The organism is Bradyrhizobium commune, assembly GCF_015624505.1.
In the GTDB taxonomy this organism is placed as follows: Bacteria; Pseudomonadota; Alphaproteobacteria; order Rhizobiales; family Xanthobacteraceae; genus Bradyrhizobium; species Bradyrhizobium commune.
Window position 1 is genome coordinate 5,181,418 of sequence record NZ_CP061379.1, and the last position, 24,512, is coordinate 5,205,929.

Consider the following 24,512-nt stretch of genomic DNA (forward strand, 5'->3'; position numbering starts at 1 on the left):
TATCAATGAGTTGGCTGCCAGCACCGGGCCTTTCCGATTTTACGAAGCCATTTGACTCGTCGGGCAAAACACTGGCATGATGTCATCATGGCGGCGGCTCTCCCGAAAGAGGCGCAAGCGATGTTCCCATTCCCGATTCTATCGCAGCTGCGCTGGCGGGATTGTATTTTCTCCTTGATCCAGATCGACGAATGACCGCGAGGGTCGTCGTCTACCTCGCCATCAACCTGCCGCGCGTGCTTCAAGCAACGAAAAGCCCCGGCGCGAGGGCCGAGGCTTGCGATGCAGCCCGCGTACATCCGGCGAACCAATCGTCGACTGGAAGGTTAGCAACGGATTTTGAACGGATGATGACGAGGTTCTCGCGCGCGCAGAGAACCCCTTCATCCACGCGAAAACTCAGAATCCATAGCCGACGCTGAAGGTGAGAGACCCACCTTGCACATGCTGCCCTTCGGACCCGCGGTCGCTGGCACCGAGCGTGAAGGCGCGGGCCTTCGCACCGACCGACCAGTTCTGGTTGAGCTGAACATCGACACCGATACCCGCAGTCGGGCCGACCAGGGTGAAATAGTCGGTCACCCCCGCAGACGACACACGGGTCCGGCCCCACATCGGACCGGCAAACCCATACACCGAGACTGGCATAGAACCGTTCTGGAATGTCGTTCCGATCAGGATGTCGACCGGCACACCCCACCGCAATCCAACGCTGAAGCCTGGAACGGCTTCCTTGGTCAGATCGGTGCCCAGCACGCTCACTTGCGCGCCGACGAACATATTGTTTGGCTGCGCGACCCGTACGCCCACAGAGCCGCCACCGATAAAGCTGCGAGGATCGATGCTCAGCTCGTCGTAGTGTGCCTGGGCCCCGGTAAATCCTCCTTCCACGCTGACGAAGAACCGGACACCCGAGCTGCCATCAGGCGACATGCCCGGCGTGCGATAGCCGCCGGTCCCCGAACCCGGCCGTTCGTAAAAGCCGCCGCCGACTTGCTTCGGCTGTTCCGGCGGCACACATTTCCGCCGATCGAATTCCTTCAGCAAATTGTCGAGCCGTTGAATGAGAGGGTCGTTGTCAAGAATCGAGCGGTTGTCCTTGGAGAACTTGATCACCGCGAGTTCCTGACTGAACAGCAGCGAAATCCATGATTTTGCCAGAGCCGGCGGTATGCAACCGCTAAAGGTGCTGAGCACCTTTTCCCCGTTCTCAGCGACGCGCTGCGCTTTCGAGATGACCGGCGGGGTTTCGGGCGGCGCCGGGGTTCCCCCGCCGGCGTTCGGCGGTGGCGGAGGTGGCGGAGGAGGCTGCGGCACGGCACATTGGAAAGGCGGGCGCTGGTTGTAGATCTTCAGCGCCTCGTCCACGTCGTGCTTCAATCGCGCGTCCAGCCGGGCGAAAACATCCTGGCCGCCCCACACACCGCTGCGGAGTTTCTTACCGAAGGTACGCCCCTGCTGGAATTTCTCGTATCGCGCCTTTGCATCGAGATAGTCGCCCCAAAGGTACGCCGAGGCCAGCTCGTATTCGCCTTTGTCACAATGCGCGATGGCAATCTTGAGCAAAGCGAGGTGCGCCCGTTCTGACGCTGCCTGACCGCGGTCGAAGACGCTGCCGTAATCCGTTCCCTCAACGCTGACTTGATTCTGGGGCACATCCTGCGCCCTCGCATTCGCACTTATGAGAACGACAAAGCTTGCGATCAACAAGCCGCGCGCAACCGCAAAACAATCCAGCATGGCTGCCCCCCAACCAGAACTGAAATAAATAAAGGGGAAGCCAAGGCCGGGCTGGGCCGGCAGTCAACAGGCCCGCTGGTAGATGCCACGACATGAAGGCAGGTTTGTTTCCGAGTGTCTCTATGACGCAACATGCCCGAGCCGGATCAGGAGGCGAACTGGCGCGCTTCCAGCACATCCATCAGCGAATATCTCCAGGGATACTCGCTATCCGAGTGTAATGGCCCTACCGTGCCATCACCTCGACGCGCTTGATCAGCTCATTGCCGGCGGCGGCGAAATACACCTGATCGGGCCAATCGCCAAAGCGATGAGGCGCGGATAGGCGCAGACAAGACTATTCGATCACCTCGTCGGCGCGAGCGAGCAGCGCGGGGGGAATCGTCAGGCCAAGAACCTGGGCCGTCTTGAGGTTGATAGCCATGGTGTAGCGTTCTGGCTGTTCGACGGGAATGTCCGCAGGCTTCTCGCCTTTGATGATCTTGTCGACCAGATGCGCACTCTGTCTCGCCAGCGCAACCAGGTCCGGACCAAGACTGATCAATCCCCCGGCAGCCACCGTTTCCCTGAATCCGTGGAGCGACGGCAGGCGGTTCGCGAGCGCCAAATCGGCGATCGTCTGGCTGCTTCCATAGGTCATCCCGCCGGCGACGACGAGCAGCGCCTCCATCCCGCCTCGCTTCATATCGTCGAAGACGGCCGGCAGATCTTCCTTCGACGGCAGCGAAAAGGTCGTGAGCGTGACCTGCATGGCAGAGGCCGATTCTGTCAGGGATGCCATCGCAAATCGAACGTTCGGATCATCTTTTGCACCCAGGACGGCGACACGCGATGCTTTCGGCATGATCTCCTTCAGGATCTGCAGCCGCTTGGCGTAGGTTTCCGACGTTGCCTCGAATGACACGCCCGTGATGTTGCCGCCCGGGTGGGCAAGACTTTTGACGAGCCCGATATCGACGGGAGCGCCGACCGAAATGAACACGACGGGAATCGTCGATGTCGCGGACTTGGCTGCCACGCCCCCGACGGTGCCACCGACAACGAGCACATCAACCTGATCGGCAATCTCCAAGATGGCCTGCCTCGTGGCGTCGATCGTCGAGATCGCAACTTCCTTTCGGATCAATCTGACGTTCTTGCCATCGACATATCCAAGGCTGTTCAAGCCTTCGAGCAATCCTGCGACCCAGGCATTGGTCGGGCGGCCGTCAAGATAGGCGACACGAGGAAGCGCCTTCGGCTGTTGGGCTCGAACCATGAGGGGAACGGCTGCCAGGGTGCCAAGCAGGCCAACCAGTTCACGCCGTCTCATTGCCGCCGCCCTTCACATTAGAGGACGTTACGGTAACAGCAGCAATTCGCGAATGGAACGCCTATCCCGCCATCACGCCGCCGCGCTTGATCAGCTCCTTGCCGACGGCTGCCAGATGCACCTGGTCCGGCCCGTCGCCGATGCGGATGAAGCGGGCGTAGACGTAGGCCCGCGCGAGGAACGTGTCCTGCGAGACGCCGGCGGCGCCGTGGATCTGGATGGCGCGGTCGATCACGCGCGCGGCCATGCTGGGGACCACGATCTTGGCTGCGGCGATCAGGTCGCGCGCGGCCTTGTTGCCGTCGCGGTCCATCTTGTCGGCGGCTTGCAGCGTCAACAGCCGCGCCTGCGCGATCTCGCAGAAGGAGTGCGCGATGTCCTCGCGCACCGAGCCCTGCTCTGCCAGCGGCTTGCCGAAGGCTGTGCGCGAGACCGAGCGCTGGCACATCAGTTCGAGTGCGCGCTGGGCGCAGCCGATCAGCCGCATGCAATGATGGATGCGGCCGGGGCCGAGCCGCCCTTGCGCGATCTCGAAGCCGCGGCCTTCGCCGAGCAGGATGTTCTCGGCGGGCACGCGGACGTTGTCGTAGACGATCTCGGGATGGCCAACCGGCGCGTCGTCATAGCCGTAAGTCAGCATGTCGCGGACGATGCGGACGCCGGGTGTGTTCTTCGGCACCAGGATCATGGATTGCTGGCGGTGGCGATCGGGATCGTCGGGCGCGGTCTTGCCCATCACGATCAGGATCTCGCAATCCTCGTTCATTGCGCCGGAGGTGAACCATTTGCGGCCGTTGACGACGTAGTCGTTGCCGTCACGCTTGATCTCGCATTGGATGTTGGTGGCATCGCTGGAGGCGACCTGCGGCTCGGTCATGGAGAAGCCGGAGCGGATGCGGCCCTCCAGCAGCGGCGTCAGCCAGCGCTCCTGCTGTGCTGGCGTGCCGTAATTGGCGAGCACCTCCATGTTGCCGACATCGGGCGCCGAGCAGTTGAACACCTCGGGCGCCCAGAGGATGCGGCCCATGATCTCCTTCACGGGCGCATATTCGAGATTGGTGAGGCCTGGACTGGTAGGATCTGGGCCGTGCTCGCCGGAGAGAAACAGGTTCCACAACCCCTGCTCCCGCGCCAGCCGCTTCAGGTCCTGCAACACGGCCGGCGCCTTGTAGCGGGTCGCTTCCGGTTTCACCTGCTCGTAATAGAGCTCCTCGACCGGCTCGACATGCATCCGCATGAACTGGCGGACGCGCTCCTGGAGCTCCAGCGAACGTGCGGAGTGTTGAAAGTCCATGGTGGTCTCCTGTTCCCTTCTCCCCTTGTGGGAGAAGGTGGCGCGAAGCGCCGGATGAGGGGTATCTCTCCACTCGTCCAAATGAGAGTTGGACTCGCGGAGAGATACCCCTCACCCGGCTCGCCGCTTTGCGGCGATCCACCCTCTCCCACAAGGGGGAGAGGGTGCACCGCCTCCGTGGCCGCTCGCCCCGCCCCTCACGTGCCGCGCAACAGCTCGCTCGCCACGACCCAGTCGCTGCCGTCGAACTGGAGCATATAGCCGTCCTTGATCGGGCGGAAATCCTGCGGTGTGGTGTTGAGCGTGATGCCGGGCAAGAGCAGCGACAACGGCACGCTCTTCAGGTTGGAGGCCTGCGCCATGATGTTCTCGCGCGTCAGATTGTCCTTGCACTGCTTCAGCACCACCACCAGCGCCTCGGCAACCGTGTAGCCGTAGAGCGCGGCGACATTGTTGATGTCGGCGTTCGGCAGGCGGCGCTTCATGAAGTCGATATAGGCCGACATCGCCGGATCGTCCTTCGGTTCGGCCGTGAACGGTTTCAGCGAGCCGAGCGACAGCACGCCCTTGCCGGCATCGAGGCCGGCCGGCGCCATCACGGTCGCCTTGTTGGCGCAGCCCGAAGCGAGGAAGCGTGTCGGCTGCCAGCCGACCTCGTAGGCCTTGCGGATCGCCTGCGCGCAGGCGCGCGGCGTCACTGAGTAAATCATAAAGACGTCGGCCTTGGTGTTGGCCAGCGTCAGCACCTGGGAATCGACGGTGGGATCGGTGACCTCGAAGCTCGAGGCCATCGCCAGCGCCTTGTCGGCATCGGCGCCGAGCGCTTCCTTGACACCGCGGAAATATTCCTTGCCGGCGTCGTCGTTCTGGTAGAGCACCGCGAAGCGCGCATTGGGGTTCTTGGCGCGGGCATAGGCAACGTCGATCGCGGCCTCGCTGGTGTAGTTCGGCGCCCAGGGCAGTGCCATCGACCAGGGCATGTTGGCGGGGTCGTTCCACTTCGAAGCCGAGCTGATCAGGAACAGCTGCGGTACCTTGTTGCTGTTGAGATATTTTGCGATCGCCGAGCTCGGCGCCGTACCCATGGTCGCGAAGATGAAGGCGACGCCGTCGCCCTCCACCAGCCGCCGCGCCGCTTCCATGGTCTTGGGCGGCGAGAACGCGTCGTCCAGCGAGAGCAGATTGAGCTTGCGGCCGTTGACCCCGCCCTTCTCGTTGATCTCGTCGAAATAGGCCGCGAGCACGCGCCCGGTGATGCCGAGCGGCGAGGCCGGCCCGCTATAGGGCATGGTGTTGCCGATCTTGATCTCGGCGTCCGTGATGCCGGGACCATAGGATTTTTGCGCGGATGCGGGCGTGGACAGGCAGGCGGCAGCGAGCGCTGCGGCCAGGGCCAAGGCGGCTCTCATGGTTTCTCCCCGGGGCTTTGTCGTCCGCGCGCGGCGTCGAGCGCAGGTGCGGCGTGCTGCTTTTTGTCAGCGCGTCAGCTCAGCGGAGTTCCGCAACATGGTCTTGCGTCGAGTTGCTGGTGGCTAGCGCCGCTGCTTCAGGCTGAAGCCCAGGCTGATCCAGCCGGCGCCCGCCATGATGAGGTCGATGCCGAGGAACAGGCCGAGGATGTAGACGCTGTTGACCGGCCAGCGCGCGACGATCAGCAAACCAAGCAGCAGCGTGATCGCGCCCGACAGCGCCACCCATACCCATGGGCTTTCGCGTTTCATGCTGAAGGCGAGGAACAGCCTGACGGCGCCGGAGGCGATCAATGAAGCACCGAGGAACAGCGTCAGCAGCACTGCCGCGAATAGCGGATTGTCGAAGACCAGAAAGCCCGCGATAACATAGAGCACGCCGAGCAACGCCCAGATCAGGAACTTGCCCCAGCTCTTCATCTGGAACGCGCTGATGATTTCGACTGCACCAGCGACGATCATCATGGCGCCGACCACGATCACGCTCGCCACGGTCGCCATCACGACGCTGCCGAGCGCGACGAAACCGGCAATGAGATAGACGACGCCGAGGGCGACGATCCAGCCCCATTTGGCGTGCAACGCCGCGATGCCCGAACCCAGGCCCAAATTGTGAGAGGTATCTGATGCGCTTGTCATGACGGCTACTCCTGCATGCGAAGCCCCAGAGCGCAGCTCAGGATACCACGAGCCGTGCCGGAACGACAGCCAGCAGAGCAGCCTCCGGGGCGCCCGTATTGACGCAAATCAAGCTCGAATGCGGTGCAACGTGTCCTTGATTGCTTCTGAAATCAGGCCGGTCCGGCCGCCGTGCGCACATCGAGCACGGCCTGCGCCCATTCGGCCGGCCGCTCCTGCGGAAGATTGTGGCCGGCGCCCGCGAAGACGCGCCGCTCGAAAAATCCCTCGAACTTCTTCGCATGATGGGCGGTGCCGGGATTGACGCCGTCGCTGTCGCCGTCGATCGCGATGGTGGGGACGCGGACCGGCGGCTGGCCCGCGAGCTTCGCCTCGATCGCAGCATAGGCGGGATCGCCCGTGACCAGCGCATAGCGGTGGCGATAGGAGTGGATCACCACATCGACGAAATCTGGGTTGTCGAACGACGCTGCGCTCGTCTCGAACGTGGCATCGTCGAACGCCCATGTCGGCGACCACATCGCCCAGAGCTGGCGGGCAAAGCCGCGCCGATTGCGCTCCAGCGCGCGGCGGCCGCGCTCGTTGTGGAAGAGATATTGATACCACAGCGCCGCCTCTTCCGGTGGCGAGGCCGGCTCCATCGATCTGGCGATGTTCTGGATGTTGTAGGAGTTGCCGGAGACGAGCCCGACGACGCGCTCAGGATGGAGCACCGAGACGACGCAGGCCGCGCGTCCGCCCCAATCATAGCCGCCGACGACCGCACGTTCGATGCCGAGCGCATCCATGAAGGCGAGGAGATCCGCGCCCAGCGCCGCCTGCTCGCCGGAGCGGAGCGTCTCGGCAAAGCGAAACCGCGTCGGACCATAACCGCGCAGCCACGGCACCAGCACCCGCGCGCCGGCCTGCGCGAGGATCAATGCTGCCTCGGCATAGGCATTCACGTCATAGGGAAAGCCGTGGCCCATGATGCAGGGCCAGCCGTCCGGCGCGCCGTCCTCGAGATAGGCGATGTCGAGGACGTCCGTGGTGATGGTTTTTTGTTGCATGGTTCATTCACGGACTTGTGCGATGTAGCGCCGATCCGGCGGCTACTTCTGCGGCCCGGACAGCGAGATCTCGCGTTCGGCGCGAAACACGTTGCTGTAGAGATTGGCGATCCATTGCCGGCCAATCTCGGTCTTGTTGAGATAGCCGATCTCGGTCTGGATGTGGGGTGCGACGCTATTCCAGTAGAATTGCGGATAGCGATTCACGATGTCGGCCGGCGAGTCGTAACCGAGCTGCCGGTTCATGCCGACCTCCTCGAACTCGTAATAGAGCGCGTTGGCCTTGCGCAGATAATTGGGATCGCCGAGCTGCCCGATGAAGTCGGCGGCGCGCAGGGTCGCGGCATCCGCGTCGTAATCCTGGCCTTCCCGGGCCGGGAAGCGCGTCCCCTCGATGGCGGCCGCAATGCGTTCCGGATCGAGCCCCGCAATGTGCCGCAGCCGCCGCCGCACATAGAGCTTCGAGCGGTCGACGTGATACATCATCAGACTGGCATCCGACGCGCCACGCTGCAACGAGACCTTGGTGCCGGCCGCATCGATCACGAAACCGTCCTCGTCGTCCTCCTCGAACAGACCGCGGACATAGCCGATGTCGTGCGCAAGACAGGCAATGAGGACATGAACGTAGTCCTCCGCCTCCAAATGGGTATGGAGATATCGGCCGCTGAGGATGGAATGACCCGCCAGGGTCACCAGCATCGTGTGCTCGATATTGTGATAGAGCGCGTCGCTGTTGCCGATGCATTCCATCGTGGTACGGGTGGCGCTCTCGACGACGTTTGCCGCAGCATCGCCGTACCGACGGCGCATGAACGAACCCAGCAATTTCTCCAGGGATTCGGCCGCCAGTCTCGGTAACGTGATCATCGATGCAGCCCCGTTTGTCGGTGGTGCCCCGCCAACTCCCGACGTCTCATTCTCGCCCTCGACACAAGCTCAGCATAGCCCAATCCGGGCCGGCTGGCCAAATCCCGAAACGAAAATACGGAAATATGTTGCCGTCCCGCCGCGCAACATCACGGTTGCGATCACAGTTCGGTGCGCCCCGCGGCGAGACATGCGGGGACCGGCGCGACTGTTGAGGTCGGCAACGAATTCACTTTACCGGAATTTTACGGGATGGTCCGCGCGAAGCGGCCAAGCATGGCGTCGAACGCGAGCTTGATCTTCCGGATATACAGGTCCTTGTAAGGAAACTCCGGATTCTGGTCGTGCACCAGCATGGACGCGTTGACCTCGAACACGACGAGGTCGCCGTCGCGGTCGAGCCCACAATCGATGCCGAAATAATCGAGACCGATGCGGTCGCGGATCAGGCGCAACGCATCATAGTGGGCCGCGTCGAACACCTCTTCGGGCGCACGCAAAAAGTGCTCTTCCTCGTCCTGCATCCAGACATGGCGTACCATCTCGGTGCTGTCGCGATGCAGCTTCCAGCCGTCGCCGATCGCCAGATGATAGGGCAGGATCTCCTCGCCCACGAACAGGAATCTGTACTTGCGGAAGAAGCCGTCGGCCGAGCGATAGTCGATATAGTCGATGACATAGCGGTCGTGGTCGACCTGCGCGGCGAGGAAGGCGTCGAGCGCCGCGGCATCCTCGAACTTCTCGAAGACGTCGCCGCCATGCATTCCGGCCTGGCGGGCCAGCAGCGGAAAGGCAAGGTCGAGGCTCGCAGGCAGCGCCTCACCGGCCGCGATCCGGACCGTGTGCGGCACGCGGCAGCCGTCGATGCCGGCGAGCGCCAGCGCGGTCGCATCGCGGGTCGTGCGCAAGATCTTCTCGGGATCGTTGACGATCGGCTTGCCGAGGCGTCGCGCAATTGCGGTCGCAAGCGGAAGCACCGTCGCGCCCTGGTCGGCGTCGGAGACGAGGTTGACGACGACATCGGTCTCACGCGCGAGCAGGCCGAGATCCGGCGCGGCTCCGGGCAGCAGCGACAGGATGCTGGTCTCGTAGCCGCAATCCTTGAACAGAAACTCGACCGGCGTGTTGCCGACGAAGGGCGCAAACAAGGCCAGCACCCGGAACGCCGGCGGCGATTTGACCGCGGGCCTAAGCAGGATCGGATGCACTTGCGCGGCGCGGGCGTAGGCGGCCCGTGCCGCCTCCAGCTCGCCCCGCGCCTGGCGGATCGCACCGATCCAGTAGATGTTCTCGGACTGGGCGGGCGCGAGCGCAACGGCGCGCTCGAACTGCGCGATCGCCTCGCCGCTGTCGCCGAGCTCGAAGCAGATCTTGCCAAGCCCGCTGCGCAGCTCGGCATCGTCGGGCGTCTCCTCGAGCAGCTCGAGCAGGAGCGTCCTCGCGATCGTGAACTGCCGGGTTGCGACCAGCGCCTGGACCAGGTTGGTCCGCGACGGCCGGTGCGCCGGATTGCGCCTGAGCGCCTCGAGGTAGAGCGCAATCGCGTCCTGCGTCATGCCGGAGCGCTGATGCACGATGCCGAGATTGCACCAGCAGGCGACGAGATGCGGCGCAAGGCGAAGTGCGGCCTTGTAGTTCTCAGCCGCTGACGCAATGTCGTCGCAGAGCATGAAGGCATTGGCGAGTGCGGCGTGAAGATCGGCCGCGACGCTGCTGGCCGCCACGCCGATCGAGACGGTCGCCGCAAGTGCGAGCCCGGCCTGGAAGATCGCGATCGCGGACCTGATTTCACCGCGCCGGTAATGCTCGCGCCCCGCGCTCAACAGGTCAGATAGGCTCGGCGCGCCGGTGGCCGGCACTGCGAGGGCCGCCGATGGTGAAATCATGTGCCCTCCGGAGGCGTCGCCGTGAAGGTGACGCCGTGCAGATTGATCGCAGGCGAGATGCCGTAATGATTGCCGCCGAAGGCCTGCATGCGGCGCCACAGCTCGTCGCTGGAAATGTCCAGCGGGATGTCGCAGGCGTCCCTGTAGCGGCGGCGCGTATTGGTGCGACCGCTCCATGGCAGCGTGCACCGCGCCACCAGCGACGGCTCCCGCGCCAATGGTTCGGCCCACACTTCGAACAATTGCAGCAGATACGCATAGGCGAGCTCGCCGAGCCCCATCAGCGTGCAGGCGTGCGGAATCGGGAATGACACCACGTCGAGGATGGTGCCGGAATCGACCCGCTCCGCCATGGCGTGAAAGGTCACGCCGAACGTGTCCGCGCGGTCGTAGAGCGCGAAATGGGCCGGCGCCCAGCCCGGATAGTTCGGCGGCCCCGGATGGAAATTGTAGGCGCCATGGCCAACGTTCGCGAGCAGGTCGGCGGGCACGATGACGCTGGACGCGAAGGCGACCAGCCGGGCGTTGCGCAGGACCGCCGTCTCGACGCGGCGAAGCTCATCGATGCCCGCCACCGGCCAGATCGCCTGATCCGGCCGGAAACTTCGCAGGATCCGCGACAGCGCCAGCTGCTCGGCGGCATCCGTCAGCAATACAAGGCCCTCGACCATGGCTTCGGCTTCAGCAAGGATGAAAGTGAGCCAAAATGTCGCGGCGCAGCGTTAACAGCGTCTTAACGGACGGACGTTCGTCGCATCCGGGAAACACACCGAAACAAATTTATTGCGCTTGAACGCATTCGTTCACAGCGCCGCACAGTGAAACTACGGATCATTCCACCAGCAGCACGTCCACAGCGACGCCAAGCTTCTGCTTCGGCGAGCCGACGATGATGCCGTCGACCGGGGAGACATCGGAGAAGTCCCGCGCAACTGCGAGCACGATGTGGTCGTTGGCGACGAGGAGATCATTGGTCGGATCGAGATCGACCCAGCCGAGCTCCGCGCCGCACCACAGCGAGACCCAGGCATGGGTGGCGTCAGCGCCCTGCAGCCGCGGCTGGCCCTGCGGCGGAATGGTGCGCAAATAGCCGCTGACATAGGCTGCGGGCAGCCCGAGCCCGCGCAGGCCCGCGATCATCACATGGGCAAAGTCCTGGCAGACGCCATGGCGCTTGTCGAAGACCTCGTTGAGCGGTGTCGAGATCACAGTGGCCTTGGGATCGTAGCGGAATTCAGTGCGGATGCGGTGCATCAGATCGACCGCGCCGGCGAGGATGCCGGCACCCGGCGCAAAGCTCATCGCCGCATAGGCACTGACGGGCCGCAGCACCGGCACCAGCGGACTCGCAAAGACATAGCCGACCGGCGAAGACGGCCCGAGGCTCGTGGCCTCGAACGCGATGTCGCGGATGCTCTCCCAGGGCGGGCTCATGGCATCTCGCGCCGGCGGCTTGCGTACGACCGAGACGCGCGAATTGGAATCGATCCGCAAGCTGCGATGCGCGGCCTCGATCACCACGCTGTCGGTGAGCGTGCCGAAGAAATCGCGGCGGACATTGCGCTCGGCCGGACGCGGGCGGATCTCGAGGCTGTGCGAGATCAGCTCCTGACCGTTGCCGCTCTTCGGCTCCAGCCGCAACGTGCAGCGGGCGAAGCTGACCGGGCTCTCATATTCGTAGGTGGTGACGTGTTTTATGTCGTAGATCACGCCAGCCCCGTCAGCTTTTCCGGCCGGCTGGCATTGGGGCCATGCGGAAAGTAGTGCGACCCGATTGCCTCGGCGAGGCTGAGCAAATCCTGCTCCAGCGAGAACAGCGTCTTGACCTCGAGCTTCTCGGCCTCGGCGGTTGCGAGCATCGCCTGCACCGCGACCGCGAGCCGCTGCGGCCGCTCGATCAGGCCGTGCTCCTTCAGGCTCGGCAGCGCGGCGATGTGCTCGTTCAAGGTCGCGACCTGGAATGCGACCGAACGCGGATTGTAGCTGTCGAGCACCGCGAGATCGCGCACCGGCGCAAGGATCGGCGCCAGCAGATAGCGCGAGCGGTAGGTGATCTGGGAATCCACCAGCGTCAGCAGGATATCGAGATCCTCGTCGCCGGCCTCGTCATAGGCGAACTGGCGCGCAAAGCGCGTGGTGTTGATGGCGCGCTCGGCGCGGCGGCCGATGTCGAGGAAGCGCCAGCCGGCGGCGCGGTTCATGTTCTCCTGCGCCAGCCCCGCAAAGCTCGCGAGCTCCTGCAAGGTCAGCTCGGCCGCGCTCAGCACGCTGTCGTCGTCCTCGACTTCGTAAGAGAGCCGATCTGCCATCTCGGTGATGACCTGCCAGGCGTCGGGCGACAACCGCTCGCGCAAGGAGGTCGCCGTGCGCTGGGCCGCACGTACCAGCGACAGTGCCGAGCCGAAACGCTCCGCGCTCTGCAACGCTTCGGCGACAATGCGTCCAGGTGCCGCGCGCGAGGTTTGCGAGATCGCGCCCCAGGCGACCAGCAGGCGCTGGATGCGTTCGGCCGATTGCATCGAGGCCGCGGTGCCCTTGTTGGGGCCGCTCGGCGAACCCAGCGCGCGCACCAGCCGCAGCGTCGCCTCGGCGCGCTCGAGATAGCGGCCGAGCCAGTACAGATTGTCGGCCGCACGGCTCGGCAAGACGCCGGCAATGCGGCGGATGCGCACCTTGTCGGTCGCCGGCAGCAGCGATGCGGTCGAAACCTGCTTGCCCGAGACGACCCAGACGTCGGCGGCGCGCGCGCCGTCGCCCATCGACACAGCGCGCGCATCGGCCTGTTCGGCGATCCGGCAGAAGCCGCCGGGCATGATGGCCCAGCCATCGGGCGTGGCGGCCGCGAACACGCGCAGCACGAAGGGGCGCGGTGAGATCTGCCCCTGCTCCCACACCGGCATGGTCGAGAGCCGCACCACCTCCTGACCGACATAATCCATGCCGCGTGCGCCGATGGCATCAACGAGACGCTGGCGCCCGGCTGCATCGAGCTCGCTCGCAAGCACCGGGCCGTTGCGCTCGAAGCCTGGAACGCCGCGGCGGTAGGCGCCTTCGATCGCGACGTCATCGAGGCGAGACAGCACCTCGTCGCGCGCTGCGCGCTGGCCGCACCACCAGGTCGCGATGTGCGGCATCTTCAATTCTTCGCCAAGCAGGCGGCGGCTGAGCGCCGGCAGGAAACCGAGCAGCGCCCTCGCCTCCAGCACGCCGGAGCCCGGCATGTTGGCGACGACGACGCCGTCCTTGCGCAGCACGTCGATCAGGCCGGGCACACCAAGATGCGAGGACGCATCGAGCTCGAGCGGATCGAGCGAATTGGAATCGACACGGCGCAGCAGCACGTCGAGCCGCTTCAGGCCCGCCACGGTGCGGATATGGACGCGGTTGTCGCTGACGGCGAGATCGTCGCCCTCGACCAGCAGGAAGCCGAGATAGCGTGCCAGCGTTGCGTGCTCGAAATAGGTCTCGCTGAAACTGCCGGGGGTGAGCACGCCGATCCGCGGCTCGTCGCGGTCGGCGCGCGCGCGCAGACTGTCGCGGAACGCCTCGAAGAACGGCGCGACGCGCGGCACGTTCATCGACTTGTAGAGATCGGAGAAGGCGCGCGACAGCACCAGGCGGTTCTCGAGCGCATAGCCCGCGCCGGATGGGGCCTGCGTGCGGTCGCCGAGCACCCACCAGCGGCCATCGGGCCCGCGGCCGACATCGGCGGCATAGAGCGAGAGGTAGCGACCGCCCGGCGGCGGCACGCCGCAGACCGGACGGAGATATTCGGGGCTGCCGGCGATCGCGGCCGCCGGCAACGCGCCGTCGGCGACGAGCTTGCCCTCGCCATAGATGTCGCGAAGCACGCGCTCGAGCAGCTCGGCGCGCTGGGTGATGCCGGCGGAGAGCTGCTTCCAGTCGGCCTCGTCGATCAAGAGCGGCAAATGGCTGATTGACCAGGGCCGGTCCTGGCTATCGCCGGGCGCCCGGTAGGTGACGCCGGCCTCGCGCAGATGGCGGTCGGCCATGGCGAACCGCCGCTCGATCTCGTCCGGCGCGAGCGCGCCGAAGGCATCGAAGAAGCGGCTCCAGACCGCGCGCGGCTTGCCGTCGGGCCCTAGGAACTCGTCGGGAATGCCGGGCAGGCGGCTATAGTCGCGGACCCATTGCGCGATCCGGCGCTGGCCTTCACGCTGTCCTTGCGCCTTACCCGCCTGGTCGTCCTCTTCGACTGCGCCCTCGCCCATGGGCCTCTCCCTCCCCCGCCATCATACTCATTGCAGGAGCGGGGTTCGCAAGTCGAGGGTCAGCGGAAATTCATTTGTGCGTTCCTCCGGCGGCGGCTGCATCGGACCCGGCGTATGGCCATGGTCCTGGAAGCGCGCCAGACGCCGCGCCTCGGCCTCATAGGTGTTGACGGGCTTGGTGTCGTAGCTGCGCCCGCCGGGATGGGCGACGTGGTAGACGAAGCCGCCGAGCGAACGGCCGTTCCAGGTGTCGATGAGGTCAAAGGTCAGCGGCGCGTGAACCGGAATGGTCGGGTGCAGGCCGGAGGCCGGCTGCCAGGCCTTGAAGCGGACGCCGGCCACGGCCTCCGCCGAGCGGCCGGTCGAGGTCATCGGCAGACGACGACCGTTGCAGGTCACGATATGGCGACCCTCGACGAAGCCCTCCGCTTTGACCTGAAGGCGCTCGACCGAAGAATCGACATAGCGCACGGTGCCGCCGGCCGAGCCTTCCTCGCCGAGCACATGCCAGGGTTCCAAAGCCTGCCGTAGCTCCAGCGTCACGCCGCCGTGGTGGACGCGACCGAAGGCGGGGAAGCGGAATTCGAGCTGGGCCAGGTACCATTCCGGCTCGAACGGATAGCCGGACTTCTTCAGCTCGGAGAGCACGTCCAGAAAATCTTCCCAGATGAAATGCGGCAGCATGAAGCGGTCATGCAGCGCCGTGCCCCAGCGCACGAACTTGCCCTGTTGCGGCTCGCGCCAGAATTTTGCGATCAGCGCGCGGATCAGGAGCTGCTGCGCCAGCGACATGCGCGGATCCGGCGGCATTTCGAGCGCGCGGAATTCGACCAGACCGAGTCGCCCCGTGGTGCCGTCCGGCGAATAGAGCTTGTCGATGCAGATCTCGGCGCGGTGGGTGTTGCCGGTGATGTCAACGAGCAGATGCCGGAACAGCCGGTCGACCAGCCACAGTGGCGTCTGGTAGCCCGGCGGCGGCACGTGCGAGAGCGCGATCTCGAGCTCGTAGATGCTGTCGTGGCGGGCTTCGTCGATGCGCGGCGCCTGACTGGTCGGACCGATGAAGAGGCCCGAGAAGAAGTAGGATAGCGACGGATGCCGCTGCCAGTACAGCACCAGGCTCTTCAACAGATCGGGCCGGCGCAGGAACGGCGAATCCTGCGGGCTGGAGCCGCCGATGACGACGTGATTGCCGCCGCCGGTTCCGGTATGGCGGCCGTCGACCAGGAATCGGTTGGCGCCGAGGCGCACCTTGCCCGCATCCTCATAGAGACCCGAGGTGATGTCGACCGCGTCGCGCCAATTCTTGGCCGGCTGGATGTTGACCTCGATGACGCCGGGATCGGGCGTCACCTTGATGACCTCGATGCGCGGATCGAACGGTGGCGGATAACCCTCGACATGGACCTGGAGCTGCATCTCCTCGGCCGTGGCTTCGAGCGCCGCGATCATTTCGAGGTAGTCCTCGATGCGCTCGACCGGCGGCATGAAGGCGCAGATCACGCCGTCGCGGACCTCGACCGACAGCGCAGTACGGACGGGGACGGACGTGTTGAGCTGCTCGGGCGCCACCCGCGGCGGCGGCGATTCCGGGCGCGCGGGGAGACTGAACACCGGCAGCTTGCCGCGCGCCTCCATCGGATCCTGCTCGACGATGTAAGGATATTGATTGGGCGGGACGTGGCCGAGCGAGTCGAGCGGCAGGCGCAGGCCGAGCGGTGAATCGCCAGGCATCAGGAACAGATGATTGCGCCGGAGTTGCCAGCGCTCGCTGCGCCAGCGAGGTGGCGCGTTCCAGCGCTGCACCGGCAGCACGAAGCCGCGCGGCGTGTTGAGACCCTGGTCGAACACCCGCGCCATCCGCGCGCGTTCTTCCGGGTTGGATAATTTGGAGTCGGACGGATCGACGTCGACGGGAAGCTCGGCCTCCTTGTGGAGCCAATAGGCAGTGTCCTCATAGGCCGGCATGATGTAGCCGGGGTCGAGCCCGAGCCGCAACGCCGCACCCTCCATGAAGGTGTCGGCATCCTTCGCCTGCGCTGGCCGCGGATTTTCGATCTTGGCGATGAGGTCGGCGTTCTTCCAGATCGGCACGCCGTCCTTGCGCCAATAGAGACCGAAGGCCCAGCGCGGCAGGCTCTCGCCGGGATACCATTTGCCCTGGCCGAAATGCAGCAATCCGCCCGACCCGAAGCGCGAGCGCAGGCGGCGGATCAGATCGTCGGCGAGTGCGCGCTTGGTCGGACCGACAGCTTCCGTATTCCACTCCGCCGCCTCGAGATCGTCGACCGAGACGAAGGTCGGCTCGCCGCCCATGGTGAGCCGCACGTCCTGGGCCGTGAGATCGCCGTCGACCTGCTCGCCGAGATCGTTGAGCCGCGTCCAGGATTCGTCCGAGAACGGTTTTGTGATGCGCGGCGCCTCGCGGATACGCTTCACGCTCATATCGAACGCGAACTCGACCTCGGCAAAGCCGGCGCCGCCGGAGATCGGCGCGGCGGAGCGATAATGCGGCGTGGCCGCGACGGGGATGTGCCCCTCGCCTGCCAGCATGCCGGAGGTCGCGTCGAAGCCGATCCAGCCTGCGCCGGGCAGATAGACCTCGGCCCAGGCGTGCAGATCCGTAAAATCGTTCTCCACCTCGGGCGGTCCCTCGATCGGATCGATGTCGGGACGGATCTGGATCAGATAGCCGGAGACGAAGCGGGCCGCGAGGCCGAGATGACGCAGCGTCTGGATCAGGAGCCATGCAGAGTCGCGGCACGAGCCGGCACCGGAGGACAGCGTCTCCTCCGGCGTCTGCACGCCGGGCTCCATGCGGATGATGTAACGGACGTGCTTCTGAAGCTCGCGATTGAGATCGACCAGGAAGTTGACGGTGTTCGGGGCTTCGTGCGGGATCGAGTCGAGAAATTTCGCGAACAGGCGATCGGCCTTGATGGTCTCGAGATAAGGGGCGAGCTCCGTCTTCAGGTCTTTGGTGTATTCGAACGGGAAGCTGTCCGCATAGGGCTCGACGAAGAAGTCGAACGGGTTGACCACGGTCATCTGCGTCGTGAAATCGACCTCGAACTTCAGCTCCGTGGTCTTCTCCGGGAAGACGTAGCGGGCCAGCCAATTGCCCTGCGGGTCCTGCTGCCAATTCACGAAATGATTGGCCGGGGTGACCTTGAGCGAATAGCTCAGGATCGGCGTCCGCGTATGCGGCGCCGGCCGCAGGCGGATGGTCTGCGGGCCAAGATCGATCGGACGGTCGTATTTGTAGTGCGTGACGTGGTGTAATGCGACGTAGATCGACACGGGTTACGGTGCTCCAGCAGCTTTTTTGAGCAGAACACCTGACGTGATCGCGATCAAGCACTAACAACGGGCAGACCGTGCCTATGCAAGGTGCGGGCCGAGCGGTTGTAGGACTTGTCTGGTGCGCTGGCTAACGCTCCCCTCCGGCTCCCTCTGCGGAAGAAGGTGGCGCGAAGCGCTAGATGAGGGGTTCTCTCCACTTGCCAGACCGTTCGTGAGGACGGAGACTCCTCACCCGGCTTCGCTTTGCGAAGCCACCCTCTCCCGCAAGGAGAGGAGGTATATTGATGGCTCGAATCTGCGCCAGTTTCGACCAAAATGCGCCCTCACATTTGCTCCACAGATTCGGATTACCGACATCTGCTGTCACGTGTTTCGCCAAACCGCACGACTCGGATTGCGTTGCTCCCATATGGAAAGGACGCAACAAGGGGATATGGTCTAACCGTAGATTTTCTCTAGTTGCAGTTGCGTCACGGTAAATTTCCTGCAATTTTCTCAAGCGGGCAAATCCTGCTACGGACGCAAGATCTTTTGTTTATCGGCGCCCCGTCGATGAGCGTTATTGAACGCCGCTAGGAAGCGCTTCGTGGCATTCCTGGTCGCTACATTTTGTTCAGATCCAATGATATCCGAGAGAACAGAAAAACTCCTCCTGTTGGTCAGCGCCATCGTAAGCGCCCTAGTAGCAATTGTGGGTGGAGCAACAGATCTTTTCAAGAAACTCGCGGCTTTAGCAGTAGATATTAGAGGGACGCCTCCGTTAATTTTTGGGCTCATCTATTCTGCATTCTTCGCGTTATCAATTTGGCTGATTATAAAGTGGAGATCCCGCAGCTCCAAGCTTTTGAAGCCAGATGCCTTTCGGCTAGATCGAGACAACGTAGACCACCTTGTTGGGCGGACCGACGATACCGAGATCCTTCTGCAGCAATGCCTCTTTAAGCAAATCACATTTTTGGAGGGCGAATCCGGATCAGGAAAATCGGCCTTGATTAGGAGCGGTTTGTTACCGAGGTTAAAAGGCAGTGATTTAATCGTTCCGCTCTTGTTGCCAGACCTTTGGGTCGACCAATGGGAGCGTGGGCCCATGCAGGCGCTAATGATCGCACTGAGGAACAATGCAAGCCTCGGTCAATCTAGTGACCTAAACGATAAGAAGTCCAATCTCTTCGCTTCTTCGACCGATATCGAAAATTGGCTCGCATCCCTGCACGATTTGAGAGCGAAAACGGCCCTCATCATTTTTGATCAGTTTGACGACTACCAGGCTCGTAACCGAGATCGGTTTCTGAAGCAAAAAACTTGGATCGACCCAACTACGTTGCGTCGGCAGAATCGATTCTGGGAAATGATTGCTCGCTTGCTCGAAGCAGAGAAAGTGAAGTGTCTTTTCGTAACACGCAGCGATACTGCCGGCGGCTTCAGCTCGGTACAATTTCTGGGGCCTGTTGAGGCCTTGCGACTTGATCGAGTCCCTACACCGTATATCGCAGAACTTATAAATAGCATAACAAGAGGAAAACCAGACGCCCCCGTGATAGCTGAGCCGGAAGCCGGCTGGAATAAGCTCCAAGAACGAATTGTACGGGACGTCTCGCAGCAAGATGTTGTGCTACCTCAGCAACTCAACACTATGCTTCGAGGTATCCAAGGCCTCAAATCTCTGAGTGTAGCCGAATACGACAAAGCGGGAGGTGCCAGCGGCATAGAGGCTCTGTATGTCGAGCGCCAAATCGCTGGCGCCGCACGGAAGTCTGGACTGGAAAGCAGCCTGATTCTACCGATGCTGGTTGACTTGATCGATCCTATCAATGCGTCCAAGACGCGCTCCCGCTCGAAGGCCCTCCTCGCAAAAAAATGCAATGCTGTTCATGAAGATACTAAAACGCTAGCAAAGTTGGAGGTCGTCCTAACGGAACTAGAGCGTGGTGAGTTAATTCGAGCCGAAAGTGATCCCGACAAGAACACTGAAGTCTATCGTCTCGACCACGACTATCTCACTCGCGGAGTTGCTGCTGCCGAGCGGCGTGCGAATAAGTGGCGCTACGTTCTTGAGGACGGTTCAAAGTCATTCGAAAATGCCGGGACGTCTGCAAATCGCTGGCGCGCGTTGCTTCCAGCCTCCGTGCAAGTTCGACTTGCTTGGGAACGCTTGCGTGGCAACGTTCGCTATGGCCAGCAGCAACTCTATGCGCTAGCAAGTCTTCTTCGACTTGTGCCTTTAGCAGCCGTTCTGGTCGCAACAGCGGTCGGGATATTCCAGATCAAGCACTTTCGCTATGAAGAGGCGGTGCGGAAGCGAGCTCAAGAAATTTGGGTGAAATTTGAATTCATCGACGGGATCAGCGATCAGGAACGAGACGCCGCATGGATGCTGGCAAGCGAACCCGATCCAAATGTCAGATTGGAGTTCGTTCGCCAGATGATGACGACTCCCGAGTACGCAGTGCGTCTACTGCGCAGCCCTGAGTTGGTCACCCAAGCGCTTGTCCCAACTAATCTCATTGCGCGGCGAAAGCTCGAGCCAACGGTCGTCGAATTTCTGAAAAATAAGCAGCGATACGGTGTCATCGAGATTGGCACGATATCGATCGCCCGCCAGCTCGGAAATCCTGTCCCGCTGGACACAGGCGCATTGGTAGAAGCAACAATAACTGCCGACAACAATCAAGTGCCGGTACTGCAAGAGGCGTTCGACACCTTCGTGAAGCAAGTTGGGGCTCAGAATCCGGCTTTCCTCATGCAGCAGATCGTAAATGCAATCACACTAAAAAGCTCTCTGGGCTCCTCGCTAAATCGAATGTTTGACTCACTCTCGTTGCTGATAAGCGAACAAGATAGCGAACGGTTGGAAGCTCAGGTCATTTCGTCGGTTCTTGCGGTTACTGATGGAGACCAACTCACAAGCCTTAGAGTGTTTGCTAGAACGCTTACGCCAAAACTGACGTCCCAAGAATTCTTAAAGTCACAGGCAATACGAGCCATCAACGGTGTAAATTCAACTCTTGATTACGATCAACATCGTGCACTTGAAGAAGTGCTCGAATTGCTAAAGTCACAACTTACCCCAATAAATTCAAGCAGCTTGATCGAGTCGATTATGTCCGCGCTATCGCAGACAAACGAGGTCTACAAACTTGGCACACTGAGTCGAATGCTCTCCGTCGCAGGCTTGCCCGCGCACATCGCAGACGCTCGTGCCTTGGCTCTCGCGGTTATTGACGGACTGAGAGTGGGAGAGACAAACAAAGCCCTCTTTTCCGATCTGGAAATCGTTAGACCTCTGCTAAGCGAAGACGGGGCCTATACAGTTGCTGAATCTGCGATTTCTGCCATCGACCAGGAGGGCACGACCTACATCAAGCAGAACTTACAGAAAGGGTTTTCCCTTATAATTCCATCATTGAATTCAGCCGCTGTGAGAAAGCTTGCCGACAGCAATTTGGCTGCCATCAACGAAACTCAAGACTATTGGACTGTCGCGGTTTTAGCAGACTCAGTTATCGCACTTAGCCTAAGACTCAGTACAGATGAGCTTGCGATTATGGCGAAGTCGTTGGTTGAAGCCGCGAAGAGTCATGACGGATATCAAAGAGACGGATATGCCAAAATCCTCGCCAGCGTATACGCGCACCTGGAAGAATCCGGAAAAGCTAGTGTGGAATCCAATATTATCCGCACAGCAGAAACTGCGTCTGACAGAGACCGGCTGCTGTTTCTTCTTTCAATTGCTCAACAGCTCGATGAAAATAACGTTCGTTGGCTTACTAAGCCGCTGACAGACTTAATGCAGACAAATGGCGATGCGGTCGGCTTGCTGATGGATGCGTTTCTTGTGGTTGGGCGATCTTTGAGCGATCGCGATCGCGAGGTGCTAGCAGATAGCATTTCGCGCAATATCTATCGTGCCGCGAACTCAAATAGCTACCTCCGACCATATGTGATTGCCAACATCGTGGATAGATCGTTTGTGAAGAGAGACAAAATTTCAGGCGCCGCTGCGTATTTTCTCACGCGGTCTCTGCCTACAATTCGCAGCGATTATGAAAGCTTTCGGCGGGCTGCTGATATATCTGAGGTGATTTCGCCACATCTGACACCCGAGGCGGCTGCTGCACTGAACAAAGCAATTGTCGAGTCCTTTTCAAGAGCGCAGGGCACAGCACAATGTAGTTTGTTGAGTCGAGCCATTGCCGCTTTGGCTCCTGTCTTGGATGAGACCGAAGCGCATGCTCAGGCCATTTCGGCAGTTACGTTGATCAGAGGACGTGACCGGTCCGACCAAGCAACTGGACTAGCCGACGCATTCAGTAAGCTTGCGCCCCGCATGAGAGCTAGCGACGTCAAAGATACAATTTATTCCTTATACAAATTGATGAGCGAAACAAAACAATGGTGGCAGATTGGAGCGCTGGCGCAGGCTACCGTGACCGTCGCGCCTAACATGGATGTTGAGGTGGCTCGGCAATTTTCTGAAAAGCTGTTGGGCTTGATTGATGAGCAGCCAAATACACCTTTGGCGACCTTGCTGGTGGCTGTGGATCGAAAATTGCCTTGGAATGAGCGACTGAGATCACTAGCAACCGCTCTTAAATCCCCCAATGTCTATGGCAGTTCGCGCACGATGATCGTGGAAGCGATTGCAGAAAATCCTGATGCACGACGAATCTCTGGCAAAATCGATACATGGTCGATCGCGCAATGGCTTCAAACAGACAACGCCATCGATATGGAATCTCCTCTGCAAGGAAAGCAGTCTTCGGAGAGAACATATAGACCTTTGCACTAGGATTTAGCGATCAACCTTACGAGGATGGGGTTAACTTCTTGAAGTCCATTTGTGGTGAGTAATACTGCTGCTTAGCCAATTCCGCATTTGAGGCGGTATGCGCCATCGCGCTTGAGATCCCCCGACTTAAATGTTTCGCTGCGAACCCGCTCTAGGACAAGTCGATCCGCCAAGGGTCTCAGCGGCTCCATTAGGTCGAACACCAATGCAGCGCGATTCTTGTCGCAGAGGCGAGCGCTCCCAAAAGGAATCAAGCTCACATCGCTAAGAACTACGGCTGACGATATTAAGCAGGCGTTAGCGCAGGAACTCGCGCGATCAAATGACGATCCGCGTAATTACTTAAGCAGGCGACATGCCGTTGGCTGATACCGCCGCAGCGCGTTTACATCGTTGCCCCAAGCACCCAGGGCGCGAACTCGGCGCCGCCGAAATCGAAGCTCTCGCTCTTGGTCGGCTGGCCGGAGGCGGTCTTGAGGATAAGATCGAAGATGCGCTGGCCACACTGATGGACGCTCTCCTCGCCTTCGAGGATGGTGCCGCAATTGACGTCCATGTCGTCTTCCATGCGCTTGTACATGGGCGTGTTGGTGGCGAGCTTGATCGACGGCGCCGGCTTGCAGCCGAACACACTGCCGCGACCGGTGGTGAAGCAGACGAGGTTGGCGCCGCCGGCGACCTGCCCCGTCGCCGCGACCGGATCGTAGCCGGGCGTGTCCATGAACACGAAGCCGCGCTTGGTCACCGGTTCGGCGTAGCGCAAGACATCGACGAGATTGGTGGTGCCGGCCTTGGCCATGGCGCCGAGCGATTTTTCCAGAATGGTGGTGAGGCCGCCGGCCTTGTTGCCGGGGCTCGGATTGGCGTTCATCTCGGCGCCCTCGCGCTCGGTGTATTCGTCCCACCAGCGCATCAGATCGACCAGCTTCTCGCCGACCTCGCGGCTGACCGCGCGGCGCGTCAGCAGATGCTCGGCGCCGTAGGTCTCGGGCGTCTCCGACAGGATCACGGTGCCGCCGTGACGGACGATGAGATCGCTGGCCGCACCCAGCGCCGGGTTGGCGGACACGCCGGAATAACCGTCCGAGCCGCCGCATTGCAGCGCCACGGTCAGTTCGCTCACCGGCACGGATTCGCGCTTGACCTTGTTCGAGTCAGCCAGCGCCTCGCGCACGAAGGCGATGCCGGCTTCGACCGTCTTGCGGGTGCCGCCGACCTCCTGGATGTCCATCGCACGCAGGCGGCCGGCGAGCTTCTGCTCCTCCATCAGGCCGCCGATCTGGTTCACTTCGCAGCCAAGGCCGAGCACGATCACATGAGAGAAGTTCACGTGCCGCGCATAGCCGCCGAGCGTGCGGCGGAGCAGCGCGAGCGGTTCGTTCTGCGTCATGCCGCAGCCGGTCTTGTGGGTCAGCGCGACCACGCCATCGACATTGGGGAAATCAGCGAGCGGGTTGTCGCCGGTGAAGGGATTTTTCTTGAAGACATCGGCGACGAGACCAGCGACATGCGCGCTGCAATTCACCGAGGTGAGAATGCCGATATAGTTGCGGGTAGCGACGCGGCCGTCCGGGCGTCGGATGCCCTCGAACGTCGCCGGCAGATCGAAATTCGGCGTCGGCTTGACGTCGGCGCAATAGGCATAGTCCTTAGCAAAATCGCCCATGCCGATGTTCTGCACGTGCACATGCTGGCCCGGCGCGATGGCCTGGGTCGCAAAGCCGATGATCTGGCCGTAGCGGATGACCGGCTCGCCGACCGCGATGGGCTTGATCGCCACCTTGTGGCCGGAGGGAATGCGCTCGACCGTGGTGACGCCGTCGGCCACCACCGTCCCCGGCGGCAGGCTCGCGCGCGCAGTCAGCACGCCATCATCGGGATGCAGGCGGATGACGGGGCTGATGGTCATGGGAGGTCTCCTTGGGCGAA

15 protein-coding genes are annotated in these 24,512 nt (G+C 62.1%); 1 reads left to right on the forward strand and 14 read right to left on the reverse strand.

Translation table 11 applies throughout. The annotated features are described in order from the left end of the window. Positions 1-399: 399 nt before the first annotated feature. The 12 genes from IC761_RS24470 to IC761_RS24525 form a co-directional block, all read right to left on the reverse strand. A complete protein-coding gene (locus IC761_RS24470; protein WP_195799221.1) occupies positions 400-1,740 on the reverse strand; it encodes an outer membrane protein in 1,341 nt (446 codons plus the stop codon). Positions 1,741-2,077: 337 nt separating this feature from the next. Next, positions 2,078-3,052, reverse strand: a complete 975-nt coding sequence (locus tag IC761_RS24475) for an ABC transporter substrate-binding protein (protein WP_195799222.1) — start codon at positions 3,050-3,052, stop codon at positions 2,078-2,080. A gap of 61 nt (positions 3,053-3,113) precedes the next feature. After that, positions 3,114-4,346: an acyl-CoA dehydrogenase family protein gene (locus IC761_RS24480; RefSeq protein ID WP_195799224.1), complete on the reverse strand. Its 1,233-nt coding sequence runs from the start codon at positions 4,344-4,346 to the stop codon at positions 3,114-3,116. Between the two features lie 197 nt (positions 4,347-4,543). After that, positions 4,544-5,755 carry an ABC transporter substrate-binding protein gene (locus IC761_RS24485; RefSeq protein ID WP_195799226.1) on the reverse strand — a complete coding sequence of 404 codons (1,212 nt, stop codon included), beginning with the start codon at positions 5,753-5,755 and terminating at the stop codon, positions 4,544-4,546. Positions 5,756-5,878: 123 nt separating this feature from the next. Continuing rightward, positions 5,879-6,454, reverse strand: coding sequence for an HdeD family acid-resistance protein (locus IC761_RS24490; RefSeq protein ID WP_195799228.1), 576 nt, complete (start codon positions 6,452-6,454; stop codon positions 5,879-5,881). 152 nt (positions 6,455-6,606) lie between these two features. Then, a complete protein-coding gene (locus IC761_RS24495) occupies positions 6,607-7,503 on the reverse strand; it encodes an alpha/beta fold hydrolase (RefSeq protein WP_195799230.1) in 897 nt (298 codons plus the stop codon). Positions 7,504-7,545: 42 nt separating this feature from the next. Continuing rightward, positions 7,546-8,373, reverse strand: a complete 828-nt coding sequence (locus IC761_RS24500) for an HD domain-containing protein (RefSeq protein ID WP_195799232.1) — start codon at positions 8,371-8,373, stop codon at positions 7,546-7,548. A 245-nt stretch (positions 8,374-8,618) separates the two neighbouring features. Further along, positions 8,619-10,259, reverse strand: coding sequence for a tetratricopeptide repeat protein (locus IC761_RS24505; RefSeq protein WP_195799234.1), 1,641 nt, complete (start codon positions 10,257-10,259; stop codon positions 8,619-8,621). Further along, complete coding sequence (locus tag IC761_RS24510; RefSeq protein ID WP_195799235.1) at positions 10,256-10,930, reverse strand: formyltransferase family protein; 675 nt, start codon at positions 10,928-10,930, stop codon at positions 10,256-10,258. Before IC761_RS24510 ends, IC761_RS24505 begins: the two co-directional genes overlap by 4 nt. Before the next feature lie 160 nt (positions 10,931-11,090). After that, positions 11,091-11,969, reverse strand: coding sequence for a transglutaminase family protein (locus IC761_RS24515; RefSeq protein WP_195799236.1), 879 nt, complete (start codon positions 11,967-11,969; stop codon positions 11,091-11,093). Next, positions 11,966-14,491 (reverse strand): circularly permuted type 2 ATP-grasp protein, encoded by a 2,526-nt coding sequence (locus tag IC761_RS24520; protein WP_195799237.1) that lies wholly within the window; start codon positions 14,489-14,491, stop codon positions 11,966-11,968. Before IC761_RS24520 ends, IC761_RS24515 begins: the two co-directional genes overlap by 4 nt. A gap of 27 nt (positions 14,492-14,518) precedes the next feature. After that, positions 14,519-17,791 (reverse strand): transglutaminase family protein, encoded by a 3,273-nt coding sequence (locus IC761_RS24525; RefSeq protein WP_195799238.1) that lies wholly within the window; start codon positions 17,789-17,791, stop codon positions 14,519-14,521. 589 nt (positions 17,792-18,380) lie between these two features. Between IC761_RS24525 and IC761_RS24530 the strand changes: the two genes are divergently transcribed. After that, complete coding sequence (locus tag IC761_RS24530) at positions 18,381-22,583, forward strand: nSTAND1 domain-containing NTPase (protein ID WP_195799239.1); 4,203 nt, start codon at positions 18,381-18,383, stop codon at positions 22,581-22,583. 71 nt (positions 22,584-22,654) lie between these two features. Here IC761_RS24530 and IC761_RS36175 read toward each other — a convergent pair whose 3' ends face one another. Together IC761_RS36175 and IC761_RS24540 are read right to left on the reverse strand one after the other, a co-directional pair. Beyond that, positions 22,655-22,774 carry a hypothetical protein gene (locus tag IC761_RS36175; protein WP_368367113.1) on the reverse strand — a complete coding sequence of 40 codons (120 nt, stop codon included), beginning with the start codon at positions 22,772-22,774 and terminating at the stop codon, positions 22,655-22,657. Positions 22,775-22,968: 194 nt separating this feature from the next. Continuing rightward, positions 22,969-24,492 (reverse strand): UxaA family hydrolase, encoded by a 1,524-nt coding sequence (locus IC761_RS24540; protein ID WP_195799241.1) that lies wholly within the window; start codon positions 24,490-24,492, stop codon positions 22,969-22,971. Between the last annotated feature and the right edge of the window lie 20 nt (positions 24,493-24,512).